The sequence below is a fragment of the Spongiactinospora sp. TRM90649 genome (assembly GCF_029382225.1).
Lineage (GTDB): Bacteria > Actinomycetota > Actinomycetes > Streptosporangiales > Streptosporangiaceae > Spongiactinospora.
In genome coordinates this window covers 1-26,720 of the sequence record NZ_JARLTC010000012.1, presented here as the reverse complement: position 1 = coordinate 26,720, position 26,720 = coordinate 1, and the positions used below count along the sequence as shown (strand labels likewise).

Annotated in this window: 25 protein-coding genes; 14 read left to right on the top strand and 11 right to left on the bottom strand. The window is 72.8% G+C overall.

Annotation, left to right across the window (positions count from 1 at the left end; genetic code table 11):
• Window positions 1-35: 35 nt before the first annotated feature.
• On the bottom strand, window positions 36-1,049 hold the full coding sequence (locus P3X83_RS16395) for a CNNM domain-containing protein (protein ID WP_277305939.1): 1,014 nt from the start codon (window positions 1,047-1,049) through the stop codon (window positions 36-38).
• Complete coding sequence (locus P3X83_RS16390) at window positions 1,046-2,419, bottom strand: hemolysin family protein (protein WP_277305938.1); 1,374 nt, start codon at window positions 2,417-2,419, stop codon at window positions 1,046-1,048. The genes P3X83_RS16395 and P3X83_RS16390 overlap by 4 nt, the downstream gene beginning before the upstream one ends.
• A 149-nt stretch (window positions 2,420-2,568) precedes the next feature.
• Between P3X83_RS16390 and P3X83_RS16385 the strand changes: the two genes are divergently transcribed.
• Complete coding sequence (locus tag P3X83_RS16385) at window positions 2,569-3,540, top strand: sporulation protein (protein ID WP_277305937.1); 972 nt, start codon at window positions 2,569-2,571, stop codon at window positions 3,538-3,540.
• A gap of 22 nt (window positions 3,541-3,562) precedes the next feature.
• Here P3X83_RS16385 and P3X83_RS16380 read toward each other — a convergent pair whose 3' ends face one another.
• On the bottom strand, window positions 3,563-4,336 hold the full coding sequence (locus P3X83_RS16380) for an SDR family oxidoreductase (protein WP_277305936.1): 774 nt from the start codon (window positions 4,334-4,336) through the stop codon (window positions 3,563-3,565).
• A 281-nt stretch (window positions 4,337-4,617) separates the two neighbouring features.
• On the opposite strand from P3X83_RS16380, the gene P3X83_RS16375 reads away from it, so the two are divergent.
• The 4 genes from P3X83_RS16375 to P3X83_RS16360 all read left to right on the top strand — a co-directional run bounded on the left by P3X83_RS16375 (window position 4,618) and on the right by P3X83_RS16360 (window position 6,940).
• A complete protein-coding gene (locus tag P3X83_RS16375; RefSeq protein ID WP_277305935.1) occupies window positions 4,618-5,568 on the top strand; it encodes a glycoside hydrolase family 19 protein in 951 nt (316 codons plus the stop codon).
• A gap of 182 nt (window positions 5,569-5,750) precedes the next feature.
• Window positions 5,751-5,879: a hypothetical protein gene (locus tag P3X83_RS16370; protein WP_277305934.1), complete on the top strand. Its 129-nt coding sequence runs from the start codon at window positions 5,751-5,753 to the stop codon at window positions 5,877-5,879.
• Between the two features lie 268 nt (window positions 5,880-6,147).
• Window positions 6,148-6,513 carry an RNHCP domain-containing protein gene (locus P3X83_RS16365; protein WP_277305933.1) on the top strand — a complete coding sequence of 122 codons (366 nt, stop codon included), beginning with the start codon at window positions 6,148-6,150 and terminating at the stop codon, window positions 6,511-6,513.
• A gap of 7 nt (window positions 6,514-6,520) precedes the next feature.
• Window positions 6,521-6,940, top strand: coding sequence for an RNHCP domain-containing protein (locus tag P3X83_RS16360; RefSeq protein WP_277305932.1), 420 nt, complete (start codon window positions 6,521-6,523; stop codon window positions 6,938-6,940).
• Between the two features lie 46 nt (window positions 6,941-6,986).
• On the opposite strand, the gene P3X83_RS16355 is transcribed toward P3X83_RS16360, so the two are convergent.
• Window positions 6,987-8,000, bottom strand: a complete 1,014-nt coding sequence (locus P3X83_RS16355; protein ID WP_277305931.1) for a sigma factor-like helix-turn-helix DNA-binding protein — start codon at window positions 7,998-8,000, stop codon at window positions 6,987-6,989.
• Between the two features lie 216 nt (window positions 8,001-8,216).
• Between P3X83_RS16355 and ligD the strand changes: the two genes are divergently transcribed.
• A complete protein-coding gene (gene ligD, locus P3X83_RS16350; protein ID WP_277305930.1) occupies window positions 8,217-9,215 on the top strand; it encodes a non-homologous end-joining DNA ligase in 999 nt (332 codons plus the stop codon).
• 4 nt (window positions 9,216-9,219) lie between these two features.
• Here the strand turns inward: ligD and P3X83_RS16345 are convergent, their stop codons facing one another.
• Entirely contained in the window at window positions 9,220-10,053 is an 834-nt protein-coding gene (locus P3X83_RS16345; RefSeq protein ID WP_277305929.1) for an SAM-dependent methyltransferase, read from the bottom strand.
• 404 nt (window positions 10,054-10,457) lie between these two features.
• Here P3X83_RS16345 and P3X83_RS16340 point away from each other — a divergent pair, with 404 nt between their 5' ends.
• Window positions 10,458-10,691 (top strand): hypothetical protein, encoded by a 234-nt coding sequence (locus P3X83_RS16340; protein ID WP_277305927.1) that lies wholly within the window; start codon window positions 10,458-10,460, stop codon window positions 10,689-10,691.
• 33 nt (window positions 10,692-10,724) lie between these two features.
• Here P3X83_RS16340 and P3X83_RS16335 read toward each other — a convergent pair whose 3' ends face one another.
• Genes P3X83_RS16335 through P3X83_RS16325 form a run of 3 tightly spaced genes read right to left on the bottom strand, consistent with a single transcriptional unit; the run spans window position 10,725 to window position 14,585 of the window.
• Window positions 10,725-11,693, bottom strand: a complete 969-nt coding sequence (locus tag P3X83_RS16335; protein ID WP_277305926.1) for a hydroxyacid dehydrogenase — start codon at window positions 11,691-11,693, stop codon at window positions 10,725-10,727.
• Between the two features lie 26 nt (window positions 11,694-11,719).
• Window positions 11,720-14,146, bottom strand: a complete 2,427-nt coding sequence (locus P3X83_RS16330; protein WP_277305925.1) for a DUF4132 domain-containing protein — start codon at window positions 14,144-14,146, stop codon at window positions 11,720-11,722.
• 4 nt (window positions 14,147-14,150) lie between these two features.
• Complete coding sequence (locus P3X83_RS16325) at window positions 14,151-14,585, bottom strand: hypothetical protein (RefSeq protein WP_277305924.1); 435 nt, start codon at window positions 14,583-14,585, stop codon at window positions 14,151-14,153.
• Between the two features lie 38 nt (window positions 14,586-14,623).
• Here P3X83_RS16325 and P3X83_RS16320 point away from each other — a divergent pair, with 38 nt between their 5' ends.
• The 5 genes from P3X83_RS16320 to P3X83_RS16300 all read left to right on the top strand — a co-directional run bounded on the left by P3X83_RS16320 (window position 14,624) and on the right by P3X83_RS16300 (window position 21,827).
• Window positions 14,624-15,166 carry an RNA 2'-phosphotransferase gene (locus P3X83_RS16320; RefSeq protein ID WP_277305923.1) on the top strand — a complete coding sequence of 181 codons (543 nt, stop codon included), beginning with the start codon at window positions 14,624-14,626 and terminating at the stop codon, window positions 15,164-15,166.
• 269 nt (window positions 15,167-15,435) lie between these two features.
• Window positions 15,436-17,226, top strand: a complete 1,791-nt coding sequence (locus tag P3X83_RS16315) for an ATP-binding protein (protein WP_277305922.1) — start codon at window positions 15,436-15,438, stop codon at window positions 17,224-17,226.
• A 28-nt stretch (window positions 17,227-17,254) separates the two neighbouring features.
• Complete coding sequence (locus P3X83_RS16310) at window positions 17,255-18,412, top strand: exonuclease SbcCD subunit D (RefSeq protein WP_277305921.1); 1,158 nt, start codon at window positions 17,255-17,257, stop codon at window positions 18,410-18,412.
• Window positions 18,412-20,856 (top strand): SMC family ATPase, encoded by a 2,445-nt coding sequence (locus P3X83_RS16305; protein WP_277305920.1) that lies wholly within the window; start codon window positions 18,412-18,414, stop codon window positions 20,854-20,856. Before P3X83_RS16310 ends, P3X83_RS16305 begins: the two co-directional genes overlap by 1 nt.
• 5 nt (window positions 20,857-20,861) lie before the next feature.
• On the top strand, window positions 20,862-21,827 hold the full coding sequence (locus P3X83_RS16300; RefSeq protein ID WP_277306173.1) for a hypothetical protein: 966 nt from the start codon (window positions 20,862-20,864) through the stop codon (window positions 21,825-21,827).
• Between the two features lie 77 nt (window positions 21,828-21,904).
• On the opposite strand, the gene P3X83_RS16295 is transcribed toward P3X83_RS16300, so the two are convergent.
• Together P3X83_RS16295 and P3X83_RS16290 are read right to left on the bottom strand one after the other, a co-directional pair.
• Window positions 21,905-22,420, bottom strand: coding sequence for a DUF6461 domain-containing protein (locus P3X83_RS16295; RefSeq protein WP_277305919.1), 516 nt, complete (start codon window positions 22,418-22,420; stop codon window positions 21,905-21,907).
• An 88-nt stretch (window positions 22,421-22,508) separates the two neighbouring features.
• Window positions 22,509-24,155: a serine hydrolase domain-containing protein gene (locus P3X83_RS16290; RefSeq protein ID WP_277305918.1), complete on the bottom strand. Its 1,647-nt coding sequence runs from the start codon at window positions 24,153-24,155 to the stop codon at window positions 22,509-22,511.
• 187 nt (window positions 24,156-24,342) lie between these two features.
• Between P3X83_RS16290 and P3X83_RS16285 the strand changes: the two genes are divergently transcribed.
• A complete protein-coding gene (locus tag P3X83_RS16285) occupies window positions 24,343-25,299 on the top strand; it encodes a helix-turn-helix domain-containing protein (protein WP_277305917.1) in 957 nt (318 codons plus the stop codon).
• Here P3X83_RS16285 and P3X83_RS16280 read toward each other — a convergent pair.
• Window positions 25,253-25,825, bottom strand: a complete 573-nt coding sequence (locus P3X83_RS16280; RefSeq protein WP_277305916.1) for an XRE family transcriptional regulator — start codon at window positions 25,823-25,825, stop codon at window positions 25,253-25,255. The two genes, P3X83_RS16285 and P3X83_RS16280, sit on opposite strands and share 47 nt — an antisense overlap.
• A gap of 130 nt (window positions 25,826-25,955) precedes the next feature.
• Between P3X83_RS16280 and P3X83_RS16275 the strand changes: the two genes are divergently transcribed.
• A complete protein-coding gene (locus tag P3X83_RS16275) occupies window positions 25,956-26,456 on the top strand; it encodes a DinB family protein (RefSeq protein ID WP_277305915.1) in 501 nt (166 codons plus the stop codon).
• Window positions 26,457-26,720: the final 264 nt, after the last annotated feature.

Here is a 26,720-nt window from a genome sequence, read left to right as displayed (position 1 = left end):
AACCGATCGTGATGGAATAGGGGAGGGGGCGCGCGTCAGGCGGGCACGAGCAGGGTGGTCAGCAGGTCGTCCAGGCTGACCAGGCCGGTGACCGGGCCGTCGGCGGGCCCGACCAGCGCGAGCTGGGCGCGGGCGGCGCGCATCGCGGCCACGGCCTGGGCCACCGAGGTCTCGCCGGTCAACCGGGGCACGCGGTGGGAGAGGTCGCGGGCCGGGGTGGCGGCGCCGCGCAGCCGGGCCAGGTAGGCGTCGCGCACGTGCACCACGCCGGCGGGACGGCCGTCGCGCAGCACCACGATCCGGGTGCGGCCGGTGCGGGCGCAGACGTCGACCACATCCTGCGGCGACGCGTCGCCGGGCACCGAGACGATGCGGTCGGAGGGCACGATCAGCGGGGTGATTGGCGCGCGCGGCGCGTGCAGCGTCTGCGACAGCACGGCGTGCTCCTCGGGCTCGATCAGCCCGAGCCGCCGCGACTCCTTGATCAGGTACGCCAGTTGCTCGGGCGTGCGGGGCTTGCCCTCCTGCGCGCCCGGACGCACCTTCACCAGCCGCAGCAGCAGATCGCTGATCCCGTTGAGCAGCCGCAGCAGCGGCCTGACCACGACGGTGAACGCCCGGAACGGCAGCGCCAGCGTGGTGGCCGAACGCTCCGGGTGGGCGATCGCCCACGACTTGGGCGCCATCTCGCCGATCACCATGTGCAGGAAGGTCACCAGGCCGAGCGCGATGACGAAGGCGGCGGCGTGCGCGGCGGCGCTGGGCAGCCCGGCCGCGTGGAAGGCGGGGGTCAGCGTGGCCGCGATCAGCGGCTCGGAGACCACGCCCAGGCCGAGTGAGCACAGCGTGATGCCGAGCTGCGCCCCGGCCAGCATCAGCGACAGCTCCTTGATGCCCGCGACCGCCGCCGCGGCGGCTCGGCTGCCGCGCGCCGCCGCCTTCTCCAGCCGGTGCCGCTTGGCGGCCACCAGGGCGAACTCGGCGGCGACGAAGAACCCGTTCCCGGCGAGCAGGGCGAGGGTGATGAGGACCCCGGTGGTGATGCTCACGGCCGTTCCTCATCTCCCTGGCCGGCGTCTTCTGGATCGTCGTCGTCGCGGACCGGGGTCAGCAGGACCCGCTCCGGCACGTGCCGCTCGATGGTCAGGACCTGGATCCGCGCGTGGGTGGGCGCGTCGCTCTCCAGCGAGGGCACGAGCGGGACGGTGACCGTGTCGCCGGGCACGGCGAAGCGGCCCAGCCGGTGCAGGATCAGCCCGCCCACCGTGTCGTACTCGTCCTCGTCGGGGAGTTCGAGCCCGGTGGCCAGCGCGATCTCGTCGATCCGCAGCCCGGCGTCCAGCTCGTAGCCCTCCCCGGCGCGGACCACGCCTGGCACCTCAAGGTCGTTCTCGTCGACGATCTCGCCGACCAGTTCCTCGGCGACGTCCTCCCAGGTGACCAGCCCGGCCAGGCCGCCGTGCTCGTCCACCACGCACGCGACCTCCTCGCCCCTGGTGTGCATCTGCCGCACCAGGTCGGGCAGGGACGCCGAGAAGGGGACGACGAGGACCTCTCTCGCGATCTCGCCGACGCGGGTCTCCGCCGTCCGATCGGCCGGTACGGCGGACAGCTCGCGCAGGCTGACCACGCCCACCAGGTCGTCCGGCCGGTCGCCGAGGACCGGGTAGTGCGTGTGCCCGTACTCGGCGACCAGGGCGTCGAGCGTGGGAAGGCCGGCCGCGGCGGCGACGCTGACCACGTCGACCCGGGGCACCATGACCTCCTCGGCCGTGTGCCCGGAGAAGGCGAGCGCGCGTTCCAGCACGTCGGCGTGCCCGCCGGGGATGTGGCCGTGCGCCTCGGACTCGCCGATGATGTGCCCGAGTTCCTCCAGCGTGGCGCCGTGGCGCAGCTCCTCGACCGGCTCGATGCCGACGGCGCGCAGCAGCCGGTTGGCGGCGGCGTCGAACAGCCTGACGATCGGGCCCGCCACCGTCAGGTAGACCAGCGTGGACCCGGCCAGCGCGCGGGCCAGCGGCTCCGGCCTGGCCAGCGCCAGGTTCTTGGGGGCCAGCTCGCCCAGCACCATCTGCACGACCGTGGCGACGGCGAAGCCGACGGCCAGCGCGATCCCGCCGGTCGCGGCCGGGCTCACGCCGAGCCCGGCGAGCGCGGGCGCGATCAGCTCGGCCAGCGCGGGCCGGGCGATGAAGCCGACGATCAGCGCGGTCACCGTGATGCCGAGCTGCGCGCCGGAGAGCATGAACGACAGGCGCTCCATCACCTTGACGGCCTTGGCCGCCTTGCGGTCGCCCTCGGCGGCCTGCTGGGACAGCGCCAGGCGGTCGGCGCTGACGAAGGCGAACTCCTGGGCGACGAAGTAGCCGGTGGCCAGGGTGAGCAGCAGGACCGCGGAGAGCCCGAGCAATGCGTTCACCGAGTCGTCGCCACCGATCCTCTCCCCCTGACACCTGCCCTCGAAAGGGTAGCTGAAAGGTCAGTGCGGCATTCGGAACCACCCGGCCCGGGTGATCGTTTGAGTCACGAGCCGCCACAGGTCGTGGCAGGTACAAGAGGGGATGAAACGTGGTCTTCAAACGGATGCTGGGCGCCTTCGGCGTGGGCGCGCCCACGGTGGACACGGTCCTGGCTACCCCGCGCGTGCGGCCGGGCGGGCGCCTCGACGGCGAGGTGCGCCTGTCCGGCGGAGAGTTCGACGCGGCCATCGAGCACATCGAGCTGGGTCTGGTGGCGAGGGCCGAGGCCGAGCACGACGAGGGTGAGACGAGTGGGCTCGCCGAGTTCCTCCGCGTTCAGGTGTCGGGGCCGTTCACCCTGCGCCAGGGCGAGCGGAAGACGATCCCGTTCGAGATCCAGGTTCCGTGGGAGACGCCGATCAGCGAGGTGGCGGGCAGGCCGCTGAGCGGCATGGCGCTGGGCGTGCGCACCGAGCTGGCCATCGCCAGGGCCGTGGACAAGGGCGACCTCGACCCGCTGTCGGTCGAGCCGCTGCCGTCCCAGGCCGCGGTGCTGGAGGCGTTCGCCCGGCTGGGCTTCGGCTTCAAGTCGGCCGACCTGGAGATGGGCCACATCTACGGCGCGCACCAGGACCTTCCCTTCTACCAGGAGATCGAGCTGTACCCACCGACCGGGCTTGCCGCCCGGATCAACGAGGTGGAGCTGACCTTCATCACCCGCCCGGAGGGCATCCAGGTCGTGGTGGAGGCCGACCGGCGCGGCGGGCACTACGGCGGCGACGCCATCGGCCGCTTCCAGGCGTCGCACGACGAGGCGCTGAGCCGCGACTGGGCGGCCGAGATCGAGAGCTGGCTCACCGCCCTCACCCAATTCGGCGGCGGCGGCCACTACGGCGAGCACGAGCACGGCTACCACGGTGACCACCACGGCGGGCATCACGGCGGTCACCACGGCGGGCATCACGGCGACGGCCCCGGCTGGGGCACCGTGGCGGCTGCGGGCGCCGCGGGTGTCGTCGGCGGCTTCGTGGCCGCCGAGGTGGTCGAGGAGATCTTCGAGGAGGACGAGGAAGAGGACTGACTCACGGCCCCGGCCCCCGCGCTCAGAAGCGGGGGCCGAGCCAGATGCCGCCGCTGGCGTCGATCAGGTTCGCGGTGAGCCAGCGGGCGTCGTCTGAGGCGAGGAACGCCACCACGTCGGCGATGTCGCCCGGGCGGCCCAGCCTGCCCAGGGCGGTCGCCCCGACGATGTCGGCCGAGGCCGTCGGGTCGTCGAGCCAGTGCGCGTTCCGGCCCGTGTAGGTCGGGCCGGGGGACACCGCGTTGATGGTGATCCCCCGGTCGCCGAGTTCGTTGGCCAGCGCCAGACCCATGCCCTGCACGGCGGCCTTGGACATCGCGTAGGGCACCTCCTGGGCCAGCGCGACCCGGGTGCCCGCCGAGGAGATGTTCACGATCCGGCCGCCGTCGCCCATCATCGCCAGCGCCCGCTGGATCAGGAAGAACGGCGCGGCCACGTTCACCGTGAAGACCCGGGCGAACTCCTCGGGGGTGACGTGCGCGAAGGAGCCCACCCAGGTCCCGGCGTTGTTGACCAGCACGTCGAGCGGGTGTCCGCGCAGCCCTTCGGCCACGGCGGCGAGCAGGCCGTCGATCTCCTCGATGAGCGGTGCCGCGCCGCCGAACCGCGCGCCCACCGCGAAGGCGGTGCCGCCCGCCTCCTCGATGGCCGTCACCGTCTCGGCCGCCGCCCGCTCGTCGGTGGCGTAGTGGACCGCGACCACGGCCCCGTCGGCGGCGAGCCGCCGGGCGACGGCCCGGCCGATGCCTCGTGAGGCTCCCGTCACCAGGGCCGTCCTGCCGGTCAGATCACTCATCGGTACTCCCTGTGGCGCGGCACTGCGACGTCCAGCATCCGCGCCCCCGGTCGAGCCGCGCTGGAGCGGGCGGGCCGGATTCCCGCGGGCTCGGCGGAACGGCGGAAGCGCCGGTCTCCACGCGCGTACGATGACGCCGCTCGCACTCCTTCACAACCCGGGTTGGGCCTTGTGGAGGGGGCTTGTGAAAACTACTATCGCGATGACTTTTAGGAAACTTTCCTAAAAGAAATGGAGTGGTCGGCGTCTCCACGGCCGACGAAGGAGTGGTCAGGGTGTCGATGAGAAGGCTACGGATCACCGCGTCGATCGCCGCCGTGGCGGCGGTGGCCACCGGGACGCTGGCGGTGCTCGCCCCGATGTCCTCCGCCGCCGCGGCGGTCTGCGCCACGGCGTGGCGCTCGTCTTCGGTCTACCTCGGCGGCGCGCTGGTGTCGTACGGCGGGCACAACTGGGCCGCCAAGTGGTGGACCCAGAACGAGATCCCCGGCCGCGCACTGGTCTGGGCCGACCGCGGCGTGTGCGACGGAGGCGAACCGTCGCCCAGCCCGACCCCGACCGTGACACCCACTGTGACCCCGACGGTCACGCCCACGTCCACCCCCGACCCGGTCGGGTTCGTCGTCACCCAGCCGCAGTTCGAGCAGATGTTCCCGAACCGCAAGCCCTTCTACACCTATACCGGCCTGGTCGCGGCGCTCAGCGCCTACCCGGGCTTCGCCAAGACCGGCACCGACACCGTGCGCAGGCAGGAGGCCGCGGCCTTCCTGGCCAACGTCAGCCACGAGACCGGCGGCCTGTACTACATCGTCGAGCAGAACACCGCGAACTACCCGCACTACTGCGACCGCAGCCAGTCGTACGGCTGCCCGGCGGGCCAGGCCGCCTACTACGGGCGCGGCCCGATCCAGCTCAGCTGGAACTACAACTACAAGGCCGCGGGCGACGCGCTCGGGATCGACCTGCTGCGCAACCCCTACCTGGTCGAGAACGACTCGGCGGTGGCCTGGAAGACCGCCCTGTGGTACTGGAACACCCAGCGGGGGCCGGGCACCATGACCCCCCACGACGCCATGGTGAACAGCCGGGGCTTCGGCGAGACCATCCGCAGCATCAACGGCGCGCTGGAGTGCAACGGCGGCAACCCGCAGCAGGTCCAGAGCCGGATCCAGTCGTACCAGCGGTTCGTCCAGATCCTCGGCACCACCCCCGGCGGCAACCTGAGCTGCTGATCGGACCGGTTCACTCCACGCCCCGGGCGCGCGGGGCCGCGTAGGCCGGATGGCCGCGCGGCACGGTGGCGGCGTCGTACCGCTCCCGCGTCCGCCGCCCGGCACGGCGTGCCGTTCACCGCCGCGAACACCGTGCTGGTCGGAGACACGTCCAACGACGTGCGCGCCGGTCTGGTGGGCGGGTGCGGGTCGTGGCGGTGGCCACCGGGAGCGAGGACGCCGCCGCGCTCAGGTCCGCCGGAGCCCATCTGGTGCTGCCCGACCTGTGCGACACCGGGGCCGTGCTGCGGGCGGTGCTCGCCCCGGAATAGGGCGGCGGAAAAACCGATCGCGCCAGGCCGGGGGGCGTTGTTAGCGTGGCAGGTGTCCACCGGTGGAGTTCGGGTGCCGTGCGCCCCGAGAAGGGAATGGTTTATGCCTCGGACCGCGCCAAGCGCGTCTCGTCGTGCCGTGCGCTTCCGCCGTCCCTGACCGTTCTCGACTACCGTCCCCGGTCGGGGGCCGGTCCACGCACGTCCGTATGAGGTCCGCTCGGCGCTTCCTTGCTGCTCACGTCATTTCCGGCAAGGAGTATCCAAGGTGTCCGCACGATCACCTCGTCCCATCGTCACCACCGAGACCTTCACCTGTGTCCGTTGCGGGCTGACCGTCACCGCGGTCGCCCCCGACGGGCACCGGCGCAACCACTGTCCGAGCTGCCTGCACTCCCAGCACGTCATCGACCGGTCCGAGGGCGGTCCTTCGGAGTGCGGGTCGCGGATGTCCCCGATCGCCATCGCGGTGCTGCGCGACGGCGGCTGGATGGTCATCCACCGCTGCACCAGGTGCGGCGAACTCACCTCGAATCCGATCAGGGGAGACGACAACCAGCTCATCCTGATGCGGATGGCGGTCCGGCCGCTCGCGCAGCCGCCGTTCCCGCTCGAAGCCTTCGGCGATCTGTGAGGCCGCCGTGCCACGCAGGAAGGCGTTCACACGCAGGCCGCAACGCGGCAAGGACCGGCTCCGGGCGACCGGCGACCGACCGGCGGGGCGGGGCGGCGCGTTCCGCTGCGCCGGTTGCCGCCTCGACGTGCCACTCAGCGCGCCGGGCACCGCCCACCGCAACCACTGCCCGCACTGCCTGACCAGCGTCCACCTGGACGACCGGACCCCCGGCGACCGGCGGGCGGCCTGCGGCGGCCGGATGACCGCACTGAGCATCACGGCCCGGCCGGACGGCGAATGGCTGATCATCCATCACTGTGAGGCGTGCGGCGGGCTGAGCGCCAACCGCATCGCGGGCGACGACAACGCGCTGGCGCTGCTGCGGATCGCGGTTCGCCCGCTGGCCGACACCCGAATGCCGGTCAGCGCGCTGCTCGCGCTCTGAGCCGCGTCGCCGCCGGCCGTCTCGCCGCCTCGTCGTCCCGCTGTGCTCAGCAGGGACGGCGGGGCGGCACGCAGGCGTGCGCGTCGGCGTGGGTGTCGTGCAGCCAGCCGAGCAGCTTGGCCAGCACCGGATCGGGGTCGCTGAGCCGGACGGCGGAGCAGGAAGGGGCGTCGCGGAGGCGGTCGTCGAGGTAGCGGCGCAGCGCGGTGTACCGGGAGGTCTCGGCGGCGTAGCCGAGCCTGCTCAGCGCCGACTCCTCCAATTGCCTGACCCTGCCCGCGCTCACGCCGAGCCGCCTGCCGAGCGACTGGTAGGTCTCGGGGCGCGGGGCGAAGGTGCGGCGGATCAGGATCGTCTCGCGCCTGCCGTCCACCTCGGACAGCAGGGAGCGCAGCAGCGCCCCGAGGTCGGGCGGAGTGGGGGCGGCGGCGCCGACGAAGGCGCGCAGGTTCATCTCGTTGGCCTGCCGCCACTGACTGGTGATGCCCGCGGGCAACGGCCCCAGGCGGGGGGAGAGGCTGAGCAGTTCGTCGAGCGTGGTGACGCCGCGTTCGACGACCGCCCAGGCGACGAGCGCGCGCAGCGGGAGCGCGATCCACTCGGGCGGGGCGACGGGCTCGGGCGGTGGGTCGGGGAACCGGCCGGAGCCGTCGAGGGCGATCACCGCCATCCGCCACACCGCGGCCTCGACCACCGCGGCCAGGCAGGTGGAGCCGAACATGCGGATGTCGAGCAGCCGGATCTCGTCGCAGGAGGCCAGGTCGCCCCAGGTGCGGATGCCGTCGCGGGCCAGCGCGTAGCGGTAGCGGGTGGCCATCTCCTGGGCGGTGATCTCGTGATCGGCGATCAGGTGCAGGCCGGGCAGGGCGTCGCCGTAGCAGTCGGGGTAGACCCGGCGGATCATCTGCGCGGTGAGCCGCACCGCTTCGCGCACGGTGGCCTCGTCGCGTGAGACCTCCGCTGGGATTCCTTCGGGAATCTCGGTGAAAGCCTCGGCCAGAACCCGGCCGGCTCGTTTGTCCCTGAGCAGGGAGGCCAGGATTTCCTCCGCTGATGGCATACGACCTCGCAGAGTCGGGCAGGTGAATCTGCTCCGATCGGCCGATTCACTGCAATGTGGACATATCTTCATTGCATTTCCCGGCAGCCGCCGCGCCTCTTCAAGGATGTCACTTCGCGCCGCTCCAGTGCGACCGTTCGGCGCAAAATCCGGGCCCTCGGGCGGGGCGCGGACGGGGGGAGGGGCGGATCAGGCAGACTGGGTATTTATCCCACTGTGAGTGGTTTGCCGCTGTATGCGCCGATGATGGCGGTGCTCGGTGCCCTGCCGCCGGCCGGGGACCGCTGGGCGTTCGAGATGAAGTGGGACGGCGTGCGCGCCCTGGCCTACGTGGAGGGCGGCGCCGTACGGCTGGTCTCCCGTAGCGCCAAGGACATCACGGTCGCCTACCCGGAGCTGCACATGCTGGGCGGCGCCGTGGGCGGCCGCGACCTGGTGCTCGACGGGGAGATCGTCGCGTTCGACGAGGACGACAGGCCGTCCTTCGAGGCGTTGCAGCCGCGCATGCACCAGCGGCGGCCCGCCAGGATCGCCGAGCTGGTCAACGCGGTGCCGGTGACGTACCTGCTGTTCGACGTGCTGCACGTGGGGACGGAGGCGGTGGTGGGCCGCCCGTACACCGAGCGGCGGGAGCTGCTGGAGGAGATCGTCACGCCGGGGGCGCGCTGGCAGGTGCCCGTCTGGTTCTCCGGCCGTGGCTCGGGGGAACAGGCGGTGGACCTGAGCAGGCAGTGGCGGCTGGAGGGGGTCGTGGCCAAGCGGTTGGACTCGCCGTACCGGGTGGGCAGGCGCAGCGCGGAGTGGACGAAGGTGAAGAACCTCCGCACCCAGGAGGTCGTCATCGGCGGCTGGAAGCCCGGGGCCGGACGGCGGGCCGGGACGATCGGGTCGCTGCTGCTCGGCGTCCGCGACGCCACCGGGCACCTGCTGTTCGCCGGGCACGTGGGCACCGGCTTCACCGAGGCCGCGCTGCGCGACCTGGCCGCGCGGCTCGCGCCGCTCACCCGGGAGGACTCGCCGTTCGACGGCCCGGTGCCCCGCGAGCACGCCCGCGAGGCCCGGTGGGTGGAGCCGATGCTCGTCGGCGAGGTGCGGTTCGGCGAGTGGACCGGCGATGGCATGATGCGCCACCCGTCCTGGCGCGGCCTGCGCTCGGACAAGGACCCCGCCGACGTCCGCCGTGAGAACGGCGACCCGGGCCGCAGAGCCGGGTGACCGGTCAGTTCTTGCGGGCCACGCCGCCGACGAACAGGTGGTAGACCGGGTGCTCCTCGATCCGCTCGCCCGGGTCGGGACGCCACTCGGGGAGGGGCACGAGCCCCGGGTCCAGCAGCTTCCAGTCGCCGAAGTAGGCGGTGATCTCCTGCTGGGTGCGCCAGCGGCCGGCTCCGAGCCGGTCGTTGAACAGCCGCTCGCACCGGTCGGCCAGGTCGGCGTCATCCGGCCGGGCCGCGCCCGGATTGCGGAAGTGGGAGATGACCAGGTGGCTGCCGTCCGGCATGGCGTCGGTGAGCCGCCGGGTGATGCCGCCCGGGTTCTCGTGGTCGTTGATGTGGTGCAGGATGGCCAGCATCAGCAGCCCGACGGGCTGCTTGAAGTCGATGAAGTCGCGGATCGCGGGGTTGCCCACGATCTCGTCGGGGTCGCGCACGTCGGCGGTGATGACGGCGGTGCCGGGGTCGCGTCCGAGCAGGGCCCTGGCATGTACCAGCACGATGGGGTCGTTGTCCACGTAGACCACCCTGGCCGAGGGCGCCGCCTCCTGGGCGACCTCGTGGACGTTGCCCTGGGTGGGCAGGCCGGAACCGATGTCGATGAACTGCCGGATGCCCGCCTCCCGCGTCAGGTGGCGCACGGTCCGCCGCAGGAACGCCCGGTTGTCCTGCGCGCCGGTGCCCGGGTTCCACCCGGCCGGCATGAGCTTGGCCACCTGCTCGACCACTTCGCGGTCCACGGCGAAGTTGTCCTTGCCCCCGAGGAAGTAGTCGTAGACCCGCGCGACGCTGGGCACGTTGGTGTTGATTCCCGCAGGAGCCCTGTTCGGCTCGGCCATCCTGGTCGCTCCATCCCCCGTGGTGACGCACGTTCCGATCACGCAGAGGCTTGATCCTATCCGCGAATATTTTCCGCGTGCGGGCATTTCGCCGTTGTCCCAGGTGGGAGGCATGCCAACGGCGTGCCATCGCGCTCCGTGTCTACATGGGCGCGGAGTGTGTCATTTTGGGCGGCGCCGAATGCGCTTTACGGAAACGGGCGACTCCATCGAGAACAACTGACGCGCCGATATCGGGCAATGCCGAAATCAGGTTTTCCTGCGGTGACCGAATGTCCTCGGTGACCATTTTCCGGTGGACTATCCGAGTGGCAGGACAATGCCCTCAGCTCTTAATCTGGGCGTTCGAACTCTCCTTGAATGGGCAGGGGCCCCTGTTGGAAATCGGCGCGGGAAGGGCGTGGATGGACGAGCTGACTCCACACGAGCGGGCCCATCTCGGGGTGCTGGAGAGCACCTTCCCCGGCTGGCGGTTCACGGTCCTCGGCGGGGTGTGGTGGGCGACCCGTCATGATCCGCCCACCCACCAGCAGCGGAGCAACGGCGTCCGCCACCAGATCGCGAGCCGGGGGCCCGTCGATCTGGTGGAGGTCCTGTTCGAGCAGCTCGGCATCCTGTCGCGGATGCGCTCCACCTGACGGCCCGCGCCCGGCGCCCTGCCGATGCCGGGGTCAGGCCAGCCGCTCGGCGGTCCGGCCGGTGAGGGCGTGTTCGAGCGGGAGCCCGGCGGCGAAGCGCTCCAGCTCACCGGTGACCAGCGCGCCGAGCCGCGCCCGCTCCCGGCCCAGGCTGCCCGCGATGTGCGGGGTGACGACCACGTTGGGCAGCGTGAACAACGGGGAGCCGGGCGGCGGGGGCTCCGGGTCGGTCACGTCGAGCACCGCGAACAGGTCGGGGCGCTCCGCGAGCACCTCGATCAGCGCGGTCTCGTCGATCAGCCCGCCACGCGCCGTGTTGATCAGGGTGGCGCCCTCGCGCATGCCGCGCAGCAGCTCGCGGCCGACCATGCCCGCGGTCTCCGGCAGCAGGGGCGTGTGCAGGCTGACCACGTCGCAGGTGCCGAACAGCTCGCCGAGCCCGACCAGCGGCACGCCCGCCGTCGCCGGGTCGGCGTAAGGGTCGTGCGCCACCACCTCGACGTCCAGCGGGCGCAGGCGGCTCGCCACCAGACGGCCGATCGCGCCGAGGGACACCAGGCCGACGCGCGTGCCGTACGTGCCGGGGGCGGGCAGGTGCCCGACGGGGCCGCGCCGCTCCCTGGACAGCAGGACGTGCCGCCAGCCCTGCTTGAGCGCGTAGACGATCTGCGCGGCGGTGAAGTCGGCCACCGGCACGGCGTTGGCCCGGTACGCCGACACCAGCGGGATGCCGCGCTCCCAGAACTCCGGGGTCACCAGCCCGCGCACCGACCCGGCCGCGTGCAGCACCAGCGCCAGCCCGGGAGCCGCGTCCAGGAACGCCCGGTCCAGCACGGGCGCGCCCCAGCCGGTGCAGAGCACCTCGATCCCGCCCAGCCGGCCGGGATCGGCGCGCGCCACCGGCCCATAGATCGGGCGCGCGGTGCGCCGCAGGCGGTCCAGCGACGGGCCGTACACGTCGGCGAACACGGCGGGGTCGAGCACGAAGGCCGCGGTGAGCACCCGGTGAACCTACCCCCGGGAGATGATCAGACGCCGAGCTGTCGGGTGATCGTCGGATCGGTGATCTCGGTGTCCGCGGCCAGCAGGAACGCCTTGGACAGCACGACAGAGAGCATGCCGCCGTCCTCCTCGAACGGCAGGAAGACCCGGCCCATCCCGGTGCCGCCGGGGACGACGCACAGGTAGGCGTCGTTCGGCTCCATCAGGATGTTGCCCGACCCCAGATGGATCTTGTAGGTGCGCAGGTCGCCCCGGACCCGCAGGAACCGGCCGGTCACCTCGGCGCGGTCCCTGATCGCCAGGCGCGGCAACAGCCGGACGAGCGCGTCACGGCGCGTCACCGCCGTCTCCGACAGGTCGCCGAAGGAGTAGTCGCGCCAGTAGTCGCCCTCGCCGCGCGGGTCGAGCCCGGTGGAGGTGACGCCCACGGCCAGGTCGGCGTCGCGCAGCACCTCCGACAGCACCAGCGGATCGACCTCGGCCAGCGGCACGCCGCCGCCGTCGCCCTCGTCGGTGAACCGGATGTTCTCGCTGACGCAGGTGGACGCGGTGCCGTAGCCGTCGCGCTCGGCGTTCTCGTAGTCGAGGTGGAAACCCCACCAGGCGGTCAGGCCGGGCAGCTCCCTGCGGGCCTCGCAGTAGTGGGAGCCGCCCACGGCGTCCCAGTGGCCCAGCGTCAGGCCGGTCCAGCCGCGCTCGGTCAGCAGCGCCTTGGCCTGGCCGTAGCGCAGGATGTGGCCCGCGAAGCGGCCCGAATGGTCGCGGGCGGTCTCCTCGGCGGGCGTGAGCAGGTAGATCTCGCGGAACGCCTGCTTGAACGGCTGGCGCAGGCCGATCTCGATCAGGTGGTCGCGCCAGCCCTTGACCTCCTCCACCGAGGCCCCGATCGGATGCCACAGCAGCACGGGGGTCTCCGGCTCCGGCTGGATCCGCCGCCCCGCCGGGTCGGCCAGTTCCCAGCCGTCACCCGCGCGGACCGGCAGCCCGGCGGGCCCCTGCAGCACGCGCCAGATCAGCGACCTGCCGAAGTGACCGGTCACCGGGTGGTCGAGGAAGAACTCCCGGACGTCGCGCCAGCGCCAGATCCGCTCCCCGGCCAGCGCGCGCTCCACGCGGAACCGCTCGGCGGGCAGCGCGGAGCGCAACTCCTTGGCGGTGGTCTTCAGCTCCGCGAGCAGCTCCGGGTGCTCGGCGCGGACCGCCTTCGGGATCGACTTGCGGACCTTGCCGCCGTCCACGTACTCGATCGCGCCGGTCAGCGACAGGCGCAGGCCGTGCTCGGTGCGGGTGCCGTCGGGGCCGAGGCCGAACGTGGGCACGGTGCGGTCGAGCAACTGCTCGGGCGACAGCCCGGTGTGCCCCGCCACCGCGGCCAGGGCCTTGTCGGCGCAGGCCAGCACGGTCTTCCTGCGCACCTTGGCGAGCACCCGGGCGAGCTGGGCGACCCCGGCGAGGTCGCCCCGCCTGCCCAGCACGCCGATGGCCGCGTTGGCCAGCAGCTCGCTGCGGGAGACCGACTTGGAGCCGCCGTCGCCCACGCCGGTGGCCACCGCGATGTCGCCGAGCAGCGTGGTCACCCACGGTTCGTCGATCAGCTCGCAGGTCCAGAGCATGCCGCGCAGCGGGACGGCCGTCAGCTCGCTCAGATAGAGGACCTCGGTGTGGCGGCGGCCGTACCGGAACCGGGCGAACTCCCCGGCCCGGTGGGCGGGGATCAGACCGAGGACGTCGCGGAGCAGCGCGCCCGTCCCCGGCCGGACCAGCTCGCGGGCCTTGGCCAGCCACCGCTCGCTGGGCCGGGCCTGCGTGGCGCGCTGCCAGTGGCGCAGCAGCGGCAGCGCCTCCGGGGACGCCAGGCGCGGCGCGAAATCCGTGATCAGCGCGGCGGCGAAGTGGTCGTCCTCCCACATCACGTTGCGGACGGCCGCCGCGGGGTCGCTCTCCTCCGGTTCGGTCAGCAGCTCCTCGACCGGGTCGCGCAGCACCTCCCAGGCGTCTTTCCAGTAGCGGGGGTACCAGCTCCTGGCGTGGTAGAGGACGGCGCGCCGGTCAGGGTAGCCGAGCCGGGCCACGGCGGCCAGCGGCAGGCGGTACAGCTCGCGATGGTGGGTGTGCGCGCGCATCATCAGGCGGTCGGCGACGTCCCACAGGATCGACGCCTCCTCGGCCGTCCATTCCAGCTCGCGGTCCGCGGCCCCGTGGGTCGCCTCCAGCGCCCGGGGGTCGTGGTCGTGGCCGCCGTCCCAGCCCAGGTCCAGGCGCGCCTGCGCCCACATGCCGAGGAACCGCCAGTCGGCCTCGCCGTAGCCGGCGGTCAGCGTCGCGACGGGCACGCCTGCCGCGTGGGCCTCGTCGAGCCGGGTGTACCTCTCTCGGTTGGCGACGGCCCACTGCGCGGCCCAGTAGGCGTGCTCCAGCGGCGTGCCGCCGAACGGCCATTCGTCGGTCGTCATCCGGTCAGCCTCCCACCAGCGGCACCAGCTTGATGAAGGACACGACGGGGTCGGCGGTCAGGTCGACGCGCTCGTCGAGGTCTTCGATCTGGCGCTCCCCGGCCAGCAGGATGAACCCGTTGCGGAGGAAGGCCGCCTCGGCGGCGTCGGCCTGCCGTTCCCAGTCGAGGCCGCGCGGGGCGGGCATGCGGTAGCCGTTCAGCTCGGCCTCCGCGCCGTCGGGCATCACCAGCCCGTTGAAGCGGCGCGTCGGATTCGCGTTGTACTTCGCCACCTCCTCCCGCACGCGCAGTCGCACCAGCTCGCGGGCCGTGACGCTCTCGGGTAAACCGGGAAGCGTGAACTCGTCCAACGCCTTGCCGGTCGCGGTCTCGTCGCGAAAGGTCACCAACGCCATGATGAGGTCCTTGTAGTCGTCGATCTTGCCTGGCAGCCTCATCAAAGCAGCGGTGGCCGACAGAAACCGGGGAGGGCCGGGTGGACGAACGGCGGATGGTGCGGATCTCGAAATACCTCGCCAAGCACCTGCGCCACGAGCCGGAGCGGATCGGGATCGGCCTGGACGAGCAGGGCTGGGTGGGCGTGGAGACCCTGCTCGCGGCCTCGGCGGCGAACGGGTTCCCGATCGGCCGGGAGGAGCTGGAGCACGTGGTGGCCGCGAACGACAAGCGGCGCTACGAGCTGCGCGACGGCAGGATCCGGGCCGCGCAGGGGCATTCGGTGGCGGTCGATCTGGGGCTGCCCGCGGTGGCGCCGCCCGCCGTCCTCTACCACGGCACGGTCGAGGTGAGCGTGGCCGCGATCCGCGCCGAGGGTCTGTCCCGGATGAGCCGGGGGCACGTCCACCTGTCGGCCGACCGAGAGACCGCCGTCCGGGTCGGCTCGCGGCGCGGCAGGGCGGTGGTACTGGTCGTGGACGCCGCCGCCATGCACGCCGCCGGTCACCCCTTCCGGGTCAGCGCGAACGGGGTCTGGCTGGCGGACCACGTGCCGCCGGAGTTCATCCGCTTCCCGGGGTGAGACTATTCCGGGCGACGGGCCGGAGTCGCCCGTCGACGCCGAGTCGCCGAGTCGCCGGTTGTCAGGTCGCCGAGTTGTCGGGGGTCCTCGGTAGGCTCCGGCATCGGCCGATCGGGGCACAGCCACCGGGCGCGCAGGGCACGGAAAACCGTGCTACCGGCCCGCGCCCGGCGACGCGCCCCTTAAGGTGCTGAAGAGGCTGGAGCGACCGCTCCGGCCAGGCTCGTTCGATCGCGTGATCGCACGTCAAGGCAGTAGTGGGGGATGGTTTGGGGATCGACGAGGGCGTGGCCGCCCGGCCGCCGGCGCTCGCCGGTGACGCCATGCCGGCCGAGGCCGTCGGACGCGTGCTCGGCACCCAGGCGGCGTCCCCGCTGTCGTTCTGGGTCGGCTTCGAGCCCGGCAGGATCGCCCAGCTCGACGACGTCGTGGTCACCAGGAGAGACGTCCCCGGATACGGCCCGGTCCTGGTGGCGGGGGTCGTCTCGGCGGTCGAGGCGCGCCACGAGGGCGCGACCTACGACTCCGACGTGTTCCTGATCGCCGACGGCGCGCTGCCCGCCGCCGTGGTCGAGGTGGCCGAGGTCCGCGTGACCAGGGTGGAGCCCGAGGTGTTCGTGCCGCCGCTGCCGGGCGCGCTGGTGCACAAGGCCAGTGCCGGCGACCGCGACCAGGCGCTCTACTTCGACGTGATGGAGCGCAAGATCCCCATCGGGCTCGGCCGCGACGGTCAGCCGATGTACGTCAACTTCGACTTCCTCGACGGCACGCGCGGCGCGCACGTGTCGATCTCCGGCGTGTCCGGCGTCGCCACGAAGACCTCCTTCGCCACCTTCCTGCTCTACTCGATCTTCAACTCGCCCGCGCTCGGCGCGGAGGCGGCCAACACCAAGGCGCTGATCTTCTCGGTCAAGGGCGAGGACCTGCTGTTCCTCGACCACCCCAACACCCGCATCGCCGCCGACGCCACCGCCGCCTACGACCGGCTCGGCCTGGCGGCCCGGCCTTTCCACAGCGTCCACGTCTTCGCGCCGCCCCGGCCCGGCGACCCCAACGGCGTGCCGCACGTCTCCTCGCGCACCCACGGCGTCAGCTCCTACTACTGGACCCTCCGCGAGTTCTGCGACGAGGAGCTGATGCGGTTCGTGTTCGCCGACGCCGACGACGAGCGCTCCCAGTACTCCATGCTGGTCGGCCAGGTCGCGGCGCGGCTGCGGTCGTGGGCCGAGCCGGTCGGCGACTCCGGGGCGGTGCTGATCCGCACGCCCGACGGCAACGCCACCCCGGCGTGCCGTACCTTCACCGACCTGGTCGAGGTCATCGACCAGGGCCTCACCGACGAGGGCACCCGCGCGGTGTGGGCGGGCGCGCAGGTGCCGCTGGGCACCGTCAACGCGTTCCTGCGCAGGCTGCGCAGCGCGGTCCGGCCGCTGTCGCCGATCATCAGGGGTGACCTGCCGCGCGGCTCGTCGCACTCGATCCGCACCTCCGACGCGCAGGTGTCGATCGTCGACCTGCACAACCTGCCCGAGCGGGCCCAGCGGTTCGTGGTGGGCGTGGTGCTGCGCGGCGAGTTCGCCCGCAAGGAGAGCACCGGCTCGGCCAGGCCGCTGCTGTTCGTGGTGCTCGACGAGCTGAACAAGTACGCCCCGCGAGAGGGCGATTCGCCGATCAAGGAGATCCTGCTCGACGTGGCCGAGCGCGGGCGCTCGCTCGGGGTGATCCTGATCGGCGCCCAGCAGACCGCCTCCGAGGTGGAGCGGCGCATCGTGGCCAACTGCGCGGTGCGCGTCGCCGGACGCCTCGACGCGGCCGAGGCCGCCCGGTCCGAGTACGGCTGGCTCACCACGGCGGCCCGCGAGCGGGCGACCATCGCCAAGCCCGGCACGATGTTCGTGGCCCAGCCGGAGATCCCGGTGCCGCTCGCGGTGACCTTCCCGTTCCCGGCCTGGGCCACCCGTCCGGCGGAGGCGGGGGCGCCGCCCACGGGCACGCGCCCGGCCGACCCGTTCGCCGGGCTGCCGGGCACCGCCCCCGAAGACGACATTCCCCCGTTCTAGAGCGCCCGTCCGCGAGCGAAGGGACACGATGAAGATCCTGCACACGGCCGACTGGCACGTCGGCAAGGTCCTCAAGGGCCGTTCCCGGCTGGACGAGCACCGCGCGGTGCTGCGCGAGCTGGTCGGGGTTGCCCGCAGGGAAGACGTGGACGCGGTCATCGTGGCGGGCGACCTGTTCGACACCTCGGCCCCCACCCCCGACGCCCAGGGGCTGGTCCTGCCGGCGCTGATGGCGCTGCGCGAGGGCGGGCGCGACGTCGTGGTGCTCGCGGGCAACCACGACAACCCGCAGCTCTTCGAGGTGTACCGGCCGGTGCTCGGCGCGCTGGGCATCCACGTGGTCGGCGGGTTCCGCCGTCCAGACAACGGGGGCACGCTCTCCTTCACCGCCCGCACCGGCGAGCCGGTACGGCTGGCGGTGCTCCCCTTCCTCTCGCACCGCTACGTGATCCGCGCCGCCGAGGTGCTGGCGGGCACCGCCGCCGACCACAACCGCGACTACGCCGGCCGGATCGGCGAGCTGATCGGCGCGCTCACCGCCTCGTTCGCCGGTGACACGGTCAACCTGGTCACCACGCACGGCACGCTGCCGGGCGGCAAGTTCGGCGGCGGCGAGCGGGAGGCCCAGTCGATCTTCTCCTACTACTTCGAATCGGCGGCGTTCCCGCCCACCACCCAGTACGCGGCGCTCGGCCACCTGCACCGCCGTCAGCAGCTCCCGGGGCCGTGCCCGATCTGGTACAGCGGCTCGCCGCTCGCGGTCGACTTCGGCGAGGAGGGCAACACGCCGGGCGCGCTGCTGGTGAATGTGGAGCCGGGCCGTCCGGCCGTGGTCCGCGAGGTCACCTTCGACGCGCCGCGCACGCTGGCCACGGTGCGCGGCACGCTGGAGCGCCTGGAGGAGGTCGCGGCGGGGCTGGTCGACACCGAGACCTGGCTGCGGGTGATCGTGGAGGAGCGCCCGCGCCCCGGCCTCGCCGACACGGTCAGGGAGATCCTGCCCGGCGCGGTCGACGTCACCCTCGACGAACGGTTCCGCCCGACCACCACCGCCCGCCGGGCCGACCCGGACGCTCCGGCGCGCAGCCCACGTGAGCTGTTCCGCGACTACCTGACCACGTCCGGCCGTCACGACGACGACGTGGCCGCGCTGTTCGACCGGCTCTACGACGAGGTGACGAGCTGATGCGTCCGCTGCGCCTGCACCTTTCCGACTTCGGCAGCTTCCGCGAGCCGGTCACCGTCGACTTCGCCGACGTCGACTACTTCGCGCTGGTCGGCCCGACCGGCGCGGGCAAGAGCACCGTCATCGACGCGATCTGCTTCGCGCTGTACGGCACGGTGCCGCGCTGGGGCCGGGAAAACGTGATCAGTCACGCGCTCGCCCCGTCGGCGGTCTCCGGCAAGGTGGCGCTGGTCTTCGAGAGCTCCGGCCGCCGCCACGCCGTCGTGCGCGCGCTGCAACGCGACGCCAAGGGCCGGGTGCACACCAAGGAGGCCAGGCTCGACGAGCTCGACCCCGCCGTGCCGGTGACGGCCGGGCTCGACGACCTGCTCGGCGCGGTGCTGCGCCCGGTCGCCGAGGGCGACGCCGTCACCCCGGAGGTGCAGCGGGTCACCGGCCTCGAATACCGCTTCTTCACCCAGTGCGTGGTGCTCCCGCAGGGCAGGTTCGCCGAGTTCCTGCACGCGCAGCCGCGCGAGCGGCAGGACCTCCTGGTGCAGCTCCTCGACGCCGACGTGTACGAGCTGATCAGGCAGCGCGCCGTCCGCGAGGAGGAGGCCGCCAAGCAGGCCGCGTCCTTCGCCAGGAACCGCCTGGCCAGGCTCGCCGACGCCGACGAGGCGGCCGAGCACGACGCGCAGACCCGGCTGGCCGCGCTGCGCGAGCTGGCCGAGGTCGCCAGGAACGAGCTGCGGGCGCTGCGCGGGCGCGACGACGCGCTGGCCGCGCTGCGCCAGGAACGCACGGCCGCGCGGCAGCGCCTGGCCGCGCTCGACGCCCTGGCCATGCCGCCCGACGTGCCGACCCTGGCCGACGCCGTCCGCCAGGCCGGTGAGGCGATCACCCGGATGACCGCCGAGGTCGCCCGGCTGGCCCAGGCCGAGCAGCAGGCCGAGGACGACCTGACCCGGGCCGGTGACAAGTCCGCGCTGGCCGCGCTGCTCGCCGCACTCGACGACCACGAACGGCTCGGCCGTTCCCTGGCCGCGGCCAGAGCCGCGGCCGAGTCCGCCGCGACCGCCGCCGCCGGCCTGGCCGACTCCGAGCGCGCGGCCGGTGAGGCGCTCGCCGGGGCCGAGCGGGCGCGCGAGCGGCTGCGCGACGCGCACATGGCCGCCGACCTGGCGAGCCGCCTGAAGGTGGGCGAGCCCTGCCCCACCTGCCTGCGCGCGGTCACCGAACTGCCCGAGCACCGGGCGCCCGCCGAGCTGGGCGCCGCCGAGCGGGCGCTCAAGGCCCGCCGCGACGAGGCCGAGCGGGCGCGGAACGAACGGCGGCGCGCGGAGATCGACGCCGCGCGCATCCAGCAGAAGGCGGACGAACTGGGCGGGCAGCTCGCCCAGCTCACGCAGCGGGTGTCGGGCGCCGATCGCGACCGGGCCCGGCACGACCTCGCCGCCGTCGAGGCCGCCGAGGAACGCCTGGGCAAGGCCCGCCGGAGCACCCGTACGGCGAGCGGCGAGCTGTCCCGCGCCGAACGCCGCGCGGGCGAACTGCGCGAGAAGTCCGAGCGGTCCTGGCGCGAACTAGACGCCGCCCGCGACCGGGTCGTCGCGCTCGGCGCCCCGCCGCTCGACCGGACCGACCTGCACGCCGCCTGGGCCTCCCTGCTGAACTGGCGAGAGAAGGCCGCGCGGGCCGAACGCGAGACCGCCACCGGCCTGGCCGCCGACCTGGCCACCGCCGAGCGGGAACGCGACGAGGCGCGCTCCGCTCTGGTGACCCGCCTGGCGCGGCACGAGGTCGAGGTGACCGCCGACGCCACCCCCGAACGGATCCACGAGACGCTCGCCGGTTCCGTGGTCCGCGCCGAGCACCGGCTCGCCCGGGTCAAGGAGAACCGCCTGCAGGCCGAGGAGCTGACCACGCACGCGGCGGGCAAGGAGCGGGAGTCGCGGGTCGCGCACGAGCTGACCCTGCTGCTGCGGGCCAACGCCTTCGAGCGCTGGCTGTGCGCGGAGGCGCTGGAGCTGCTGGTCGCCGAGGCGTCGGTGACGCTGCACGACCTGTCCGGCGGAGAGTACGAGCTGGTGCTGGGCGACAAGGGCGAGATCGAGGTGATCGACCACGGCGAGGCGGGGCTGCGCCGCAGCGTCCGCACGCTGTCCGGCGGCGAGACCTTCCAGGCGTCGCTGGCGCTGGCCCTGGCGCTGTCCAGCCAGGTGGCGGGCCTCGCCGCGACGGCCGCCAGAAGCCTCGACTCGATCTTCCTGGACGAGGGGTTCGGCACGCTCGACCCGGCCACCCTCGACACCGTCGCGACCACGCTCGAACGCCTGGCCGGGGGAGGTGACCGGATGGTCGGGCTGGTCACCCACGTGCCCGCGCTCGCCGACCGGGTGCCGGTGCGCTTCGAGGTCACCCGCGACGCCCGGGGCTCGCACCTGAACCGGGTGGCGCCGTGACCGTCATGACGAGCGGCGGGGCGTTCACCGTCGATCCGTGGGACCCGGGCTACGCGCAGGCGCTGGCCGCCGAGGCGATGAGCGAGCTGGGCTCCACCAGCGCCGAGCTGGAACTCGACGTGGAGCTGCCCGCCGCCGACTGGCGGCCGGTCACCCCGGCACGGGGGTCCGCCCCGCCGAAGGTGATGCTGATCGCCGACGGCGTGCGGCGGATCGACGCCCGCGTGTGGATGCACGACCCGGCGGGCGCGATGCCCTCGCCCGGAATCGCCGCCTCCTACGCGGCCGGGATCGTCAGGTGCGGCCCCGAGGGGGCGTCGCTGGCGGCGATCGACGTGAGCCGGTCGGTGTTCAGCGCCGCGCCCCACGCCACCGACGTGAAGACGTCGGCGGCGGTCTACCGGGCGCTGCCCGCCGCCGACGCGAGCATGGACGAGCTGAGCCTGGCGTTGCAGCGCCGGGTCACCCAGTTGGAGATCGACCTCGCGGTGAGCCACCGGAGCCAGGCGGGTGACGACGACCTGCTGCTGGTGGACGGGCCGCTGCGCGGCCGTACGCACCTGCCGCGCACGGTCGGCTACATCAAGACCCACCACACCGCCTACCTGCCCGCCCCGCAGGCGGGCGTGGTGTCGGAGCTGGCGGCCGGGCAGCGCACCCCGGTCTTCCTGATGGGCACGAGCTGGCGGCGGCACGCCTGGTACGTGCGCCTGTCGGAGGGGTCGGCGACCCCGTGGGCGGGGGTCGCCCGCTGCGAGGCGGGCGCCGACCTGCTGCCCGAGGAGGTCGTCGCGCTCGCCGACTCGATCACCCTGGCCCTGCCCGGCCTGGCGGGCGTGTCGTACAAGGACCCCCGCGCCCCGCAGAACCTCACGCCCATCGGCGGGCTGGAGAAGCTGCTCCGGCACCGCCTGGGCGACCCCCGGTTCCTCTACCGCGCGCTGCGCGCCGCCGCCGCCCAGCCCGCCTGAGCCCTTCGCGGGCGCGCTGCCGGGACCGGTCGCCTGGGCCCTGCGTGCCGTGCCGGCCGGGCTCTGAGGTCTCGGGTTCAGTAATCGATGGCGATGTGCGCCACCACCTCGCTCGACGCGTTCAGCGACACGCCGGTGACGCGCTCGGCCAGCTCCAGGGCGGCGGGCATGCCGCCCTTGGAGTCGCCTTCCACCAGGTGCAGCTCGGCGCGGTCGGCGAGGAAGTGCGGCGGGGCGTCGTCGCCGTCGAGCGGGAACAGCGGGTCGAAGCTCAGGACCTCGCGGCCGTCGGCGTAGTGGTCGAAGGACGCGACCCGGTTCACGTTGACGAACACGCTCGCCGTGACGGTGCCCGCCGACAGCGGTCGCATGATCTCGTCCACGGAGCCCGCGTAGCCGTTCGACTCGTAGAGGACGGTGCCGCCCTCGGCCGGGAGGGCCATGATGAGGGCCAGGTCGTCCTCGACGTCTTCGTCGTCGGGCTCACCGTCGAACACCTCGGCGCCGAGACGGCCCAGGGCCTCGTGCGGGGTGAGGCCCCGGACCAAGATCGCGCAGTACGCCTCGGAGTCGAACAAGTCATCGTCGCTCATCGGATTCCGCTCTGCTGGAGGGTGGTCGGATCACGGGAATCCTGGCAGGCGGCTCCGACAGAATCCGGCGCACCGCGGTGGGCGGCGGTCAGGCGGGAAGGCCGACCGCGTTGGCGGCATCGGCCTCGAAGTACTCGGTCGCGGCGAACGGGGCGGCGTGCTCCTCGAAGAAGTCGAGCACGCCGTCGACGGAGTCGTGCGCGATGATGTTGATGGCCCTGGTGCCGTCGGTACTGGCCACGGCCATGGTCCAGCGGGCGCCCTTGGGCAGCCTGGCGTACGCCGTCTTGATCGAATTCCAGAACCCGTCGGTGTCGGAGATGGCGGAAACTGCGATGACCTGCATTGACGTGTGCTCCTCGCTGGCTCGTGGGGTGACTCGGCAGTTGGTGTGGAGATAGCGCGCGGGCCCGTGCTCGAAGTCGTAGATCGCGACGGTCTGGGTGTCGTCGAGCGGACCGGCGGGCGGCATCAGGAAGTGGGTCTCGCTGATCGGGAGCAGTTCGTGCTCGACGCGCTCGGGCCTGCCGAGCAGCCGGGCCTCCACGGGGTTCAGCGCGTAGGTGAGTTGGAGGCCGCCGTCCCCGGCGCGCACCTCGTAGCGGGTGCCGGGCCGCTCGTAGACGCCTTCGTAGCGCGACAGGTCGAGGGTCCGGCCGAGGGCCGGGTCGGGCTCCGGCAGAGCCGGGACGGCGGGCGCGCCGAACTCGGCCAGGACCTCGTTGAACACCCGCTTGTAGAAGTCGTCGCGCGGCCCGGCGTTGGTCAGCATCGCGACGGCGAGGCCGGAGCCGGGAAGGATCCGCAGGCGGGAGTTCTGGCCGATGGTGCTGCCGTCGCTGGCGTAGACGGTCCGGCCGTCCCAGTCGCAGACGATGAGGCCGAGCGCCCATTCCGGCCCGAACAGATAGGGGTCGGGCACGGGGACGCGTGACTCCATCATCTCGCGCAGGCTCTTGGACGAGATGATCCGCGTGCCGTCCGGCGCCCTGCCGTCGTCGAGGAAGACGTGCGCCATCGTGAGCACCTCGCGGACCGTCGAGGTGATGTTGCCGCCGGGCCCGTAGGAGCGGGGCAGGTGGCTCAGCGGGGAGACGATCGGCCCCTCGGCGAGGGACCGGATCAGGTGGCCGGTCGCGGCCCGGGTGGCGTCCACCTGGTCGTTCCGGGTGTTCGTGTCGGCCGCTCCCAGCGGGCCGAGCAGGCGTTCGCGCATGAGGGCGTCCCAGCGCCTGCCGTCGATCGCCTCCATGACGCGGGCGAGAATCGCGTAGCCGAGCGCCGCGCTGTAGCCGTGGGTGTGCCCCAGGGGATGCACCTGCGGCGCGCCGGCGATGTTCTCGATCATGCGCTCGTAGACGTCGTCGCCTTCGCCGGGGTCGCCGAAGACCTCTTCGATGCCGTTCGTGTGGTTGAGCAGGTGGCGGGGCGTGACCTTGGCGGTGGTCTCCGGATCGGCGACCCGGAACTCGGGCAGGTAGGTCCGCACCGGTTCGTCCAGGTCGGCCCTGCCTTCGTCGACGAACCGCATGAAGGCGAGGGCGGTCCAGGTCTTGGTCATGGAACCGCACTGGTAGATGGTGCCGGTCGTAGCGGGCTCGCGCGTCTCCACGTTCTTGACGCCGACGGCGAAGTCGGTGATCTCCCCGTCGCGGAGCACGCCGATCGCGGCACTCGGGATCCGGTACTCGGCCAGGAGCTCCGCGACCCTGGCTCGAATCCGTGTGGTCGTCATCCTCTCGTCCCCTCGTTCGGTTTCCAGGTGGCGAAAGGCTACGTTGCGTTTTATTAGTCGTCAACGAAAAAGCCGCTATTTACGCCGATCGTTGCAATGGTATTGTCGCGAAAGCAATTTCTCTGGATGGGTCGTTGCAATGTACTGTTGGTGAACGCACCCGGACGGCACGACAGGAGGTGGGCCGGTGCCCGGTGGCAGGCTGACCCACGAGGACCGGCGGCTGATCGCGGGCTGGCTGGCCGAAGGCCTCGGATACGCCGAGATGGCCAGACGCCTTTCCCGGCCTACGTCCACGATCACCCGTGAGGTGGGGCGCAACGGCGGGCCGGGCGGCTACCTGGCGGACCAGGCCCAGGAGACCACCGCGCGGCGCGCCCGCCGGGGCGAACGGGCACGGGCCGGGCGGCAGGGGGAGCCGGGCGGGTTCGCGCGGGAGTTCGTGGAGGAGTTCGCGGTGCTGCTGAGCGGCACGGGGCTGCCGCGCATGCCGTCCCGGGTGTTCGTCTGCCTGCTCACGGCCGACGGCGAGAGCCTCACCTCGGCCGAACTCGTCCACCGGCTGCGGGTCAGCCCCGCGTCGGTGTCCAAGGCCATCGGCTACCTCGAAACGATGGACCTGGTCCGCCGCGCCCCCGACCCCGGAGGCCGCCGCGAGCGCTACCTCATCGACGACGACGTCTGGCTCCGCGCCTGGCGGGCCGACACCGGCGCGCACGCCGACGTCGCGGCGGCCACCCGGCGCGGCGCGGAGATCTTCGGCCCCGGCTCGCCCGCCGCCATCCGGCTGCACCGGATGGGCCGCTTCTTCGACCGCCTCAGCGCGCACATGGACGGCGGCGGCCTCACCGAAGCCCTGGTGTCCGACGCCCTGACGCTCCTCGCCGCGCTCCTGCACGCGGGCCCTCTTACGACGGATGCGCTCACCGCCGCCCTGAACTGGCCCGCCGAACGAACCGCCGCCGCCCTCGAAGCCCTCGCCCACCACCCGGCCATCGCCGGCCCGCTGACCCTTGAACACCCCGCCCCCGGCACGTACGCGGTCACGCCGAAGCCCGATCTCCTGACCGGCGCGCAGCGCGAGGCCCTCGACGAGGTCAGGCGCTCACATGCACCCGCATCCCCTGCTGGCCGAAGAGAATGAGCAGCTCGACCGCGCCGCCGTCGGCGCTGCCCAGCCAGTGCGGCAGGGAGGTGTCGAACTCGGCCGCCTCGCCCGGCGGCAGCAGCAGGTCGCGCTCACCGAGCACGAGCCGCAGCCGACCGCTGAGCACGTAGAGCCACTCGAAGCCTTCGTGGGTCTGCGGGGTCGGTTCGAGCGGTGCCGGGCGGGCCGGGATGATCATCTTGAACGCGTGCACCCCGCCCGGCCGCCGGGACAGGGGCACGAAGGTCATCCCGAACCGGTTGATCGGCTTGAGGTGGATCCGGGGATCGCCGGTGCGCGGCGCGCCGACGAGATCGTCCAGCGGAACGTCATAGACGCGGGCCAGCGGCAGCAGCAGCTCCAGCGTCGCCCGCCGCTGTCCGCTCTCCAGGCGGGACAGGGTGCTCTGCGACACACCGGTCGCCGCGGCGAGCGCGGCCAGGGAGATGCCACGGTCACGCCGCAGCGCCCGCAGCCGCGGCCCCACGGCGTCGAGCACGTCGTCGTCCGTCACCTGATCCACGCGGTCATCTTGCCAGAACGGCAAGATTTCGTGCCAAGGCGGGGGACGTCCGGCAAGACTGGGCGCACCCGACCGGCGGTCGACCGGCCCGGACGGTCGTACCGCCGAGGCCCGCAGGAAAGGAGCCACCATGCCCGGTAGCACCCGCCGTCCCCGTCGTCGCGACACCCCGCCGCCCCGGACCGGCGGCGGCGAGGCCGAGGTGCTGCGCGGATTCCTCGACTATCTCCGGACCTCGGCCGCCGCGAAGGTCGAGGGCGCGCCCGAACCGCAGGTGCGGACGGCCGGCGTGCCGTCCGGCACGAACCTGCTCGGCCTGCTCAACCACCTGGCCTTCGTCGAACGCTCGCTGTTCCTCGGAGAGGAGGTCGCCGACTGGCAGGCGACGTTCCAGGCCGCACCGGCGGACGGCGTGGCCGATGTCGTCGCCCGCTACCGCGAGGCGGTCGAGCACGCCAACGAGGTCCTCAACGGATGCACCGACCTCAGCGCCCCGCTCCCGCGTCCCCGCCCCGGTCGCCCCGCCCCCAGCGTCCGCTGGGCCCTCACGCACATGATCGAGGAAACCGCCCGCCACGCGGGCCACGCCGACATCCTCCGCGAACAGATCGACGGGACCACCGGCCGCTGATCCCCTTACGTCGGTGACGCGCCGACCGGCCTTTGCCACCGCTGATCGGACAGGGCCCCGGCCGGTGGGCGACCGGCGACGGCACCGACCGGCGGGTGGCCGCCGTGCTGACCTGCCTCGAAGGCGTGTACCGGCGTCCGGACCGCTGACCGGCCGGTTCGCTTGACGGCTCCAGATGGCGGGCGTGCCGGCGTCCCGGCCCCGCGACGGCGGTACCCCTGGCTGTACCTCTGTTTGGGGCGTAGAGGGGAATGATCGAAACGC

What these genes read in the sequence shown, in the direction of transcription:
- P3X83_RS16305 (WP_277305920.1), top strand. Translation starts at nt 18,412, where the DNA reads ATGCGTCCGCTGCGCCTGCACCTTTCCGACTTCGGCAGCTTCCGCGAG.
- P3X83_RS16310 (WP_277305921.1), top strand. Translation starts at nt 17,255, where the DNA reads ATGAAGATCCTGCACACGGCCGACTGGCACGTCGGCAAGGTCCTCAAG.
- P3X83_RS16275 (WP_277305915.1), top strand. Translation starts at nt 25,956, where the DNA reads ATGCCCGGTAGCACCCGCCGTCCCCGTCGTCGCGACACCCCGCCGCCC.
- P3X83_RS16345 (WP_277305929.1), bottom strand. Translation starts at nt 10,053, where the DNA reads ATGGCCGAGCCGAACAGGGCTCCTGCGGGAATCAACACCAACGTGCCC.
- P3X83_RS16375 (WP_277305935.1), top strand. Translation starts at nt 4,618, where the DNA reads ATGAGAAGGCTACGGATCACCGCGTCGATCGCCGCCGTGGCGGCGGTG.
- P3X83_RS16355 (WP_277305931.1), bottom strand. Translation starts at nt 8,000, where the DNA reads ATGCCATCAGCGGAGGAAATCCTGGCCTCCCTGCTCAGGGACAAACGA.
- P3X83_RS16290 (WP_277305918.1), bottom strand. Translation starts at nt 24,155, where the DNA reads ATGACGACCACACGGATTCGAGCCAGGGTCGCGGAGCTCCTGGCCGAG.
- P3X83_RS16300 (WP_277306173.1), top strand. Translation starts at nt 20,862, where the DNA reads ATGACGAGCGGCGGGGCGTTCACCGTCGATCCGTGGGACCCGGGCTAC.
- P3X83_RS16380 (WP_277305936.1), bottom strand. Translation starts at nt 4,336, where the DNA reads ATGAGTGATCTGACCGGCAGGACGGCCCTGGTGACGGGAGCCTCACGA.
- P3X83_RS16325 (WP_277305924.1), bottom strand. Translation starts at nt 14,585, where the DNA reads ATGAGGCTGCCAGGCAAGATCGACGACTACAAGGACCTCATCATGGCG.
- P3X83_RS16295 (WP_277305919.1), bottom strand. Translation starts at nt 22,420, where the DNA reads ATGAGCGACGATGACTTGTTCGACTCCGAGGCGTACTGCGCGATCTTG.
- P3X83_RS16340 (WP_277305927.1), top strand. Translation starts at nt 10,458, where the DNA reads ATGGACGAGCTGACTCCACACGAGCGGGCCCATCTCGGGGTGCTGGAG.
- P3X83_RS16330 (WP_277305925.1), bottom strand. Translation starts at nt 14,146, where the DNA reads ATGACGACCGACGAATGGCCGTTCGGCGGCACGCCGCTGGAGCACGCC.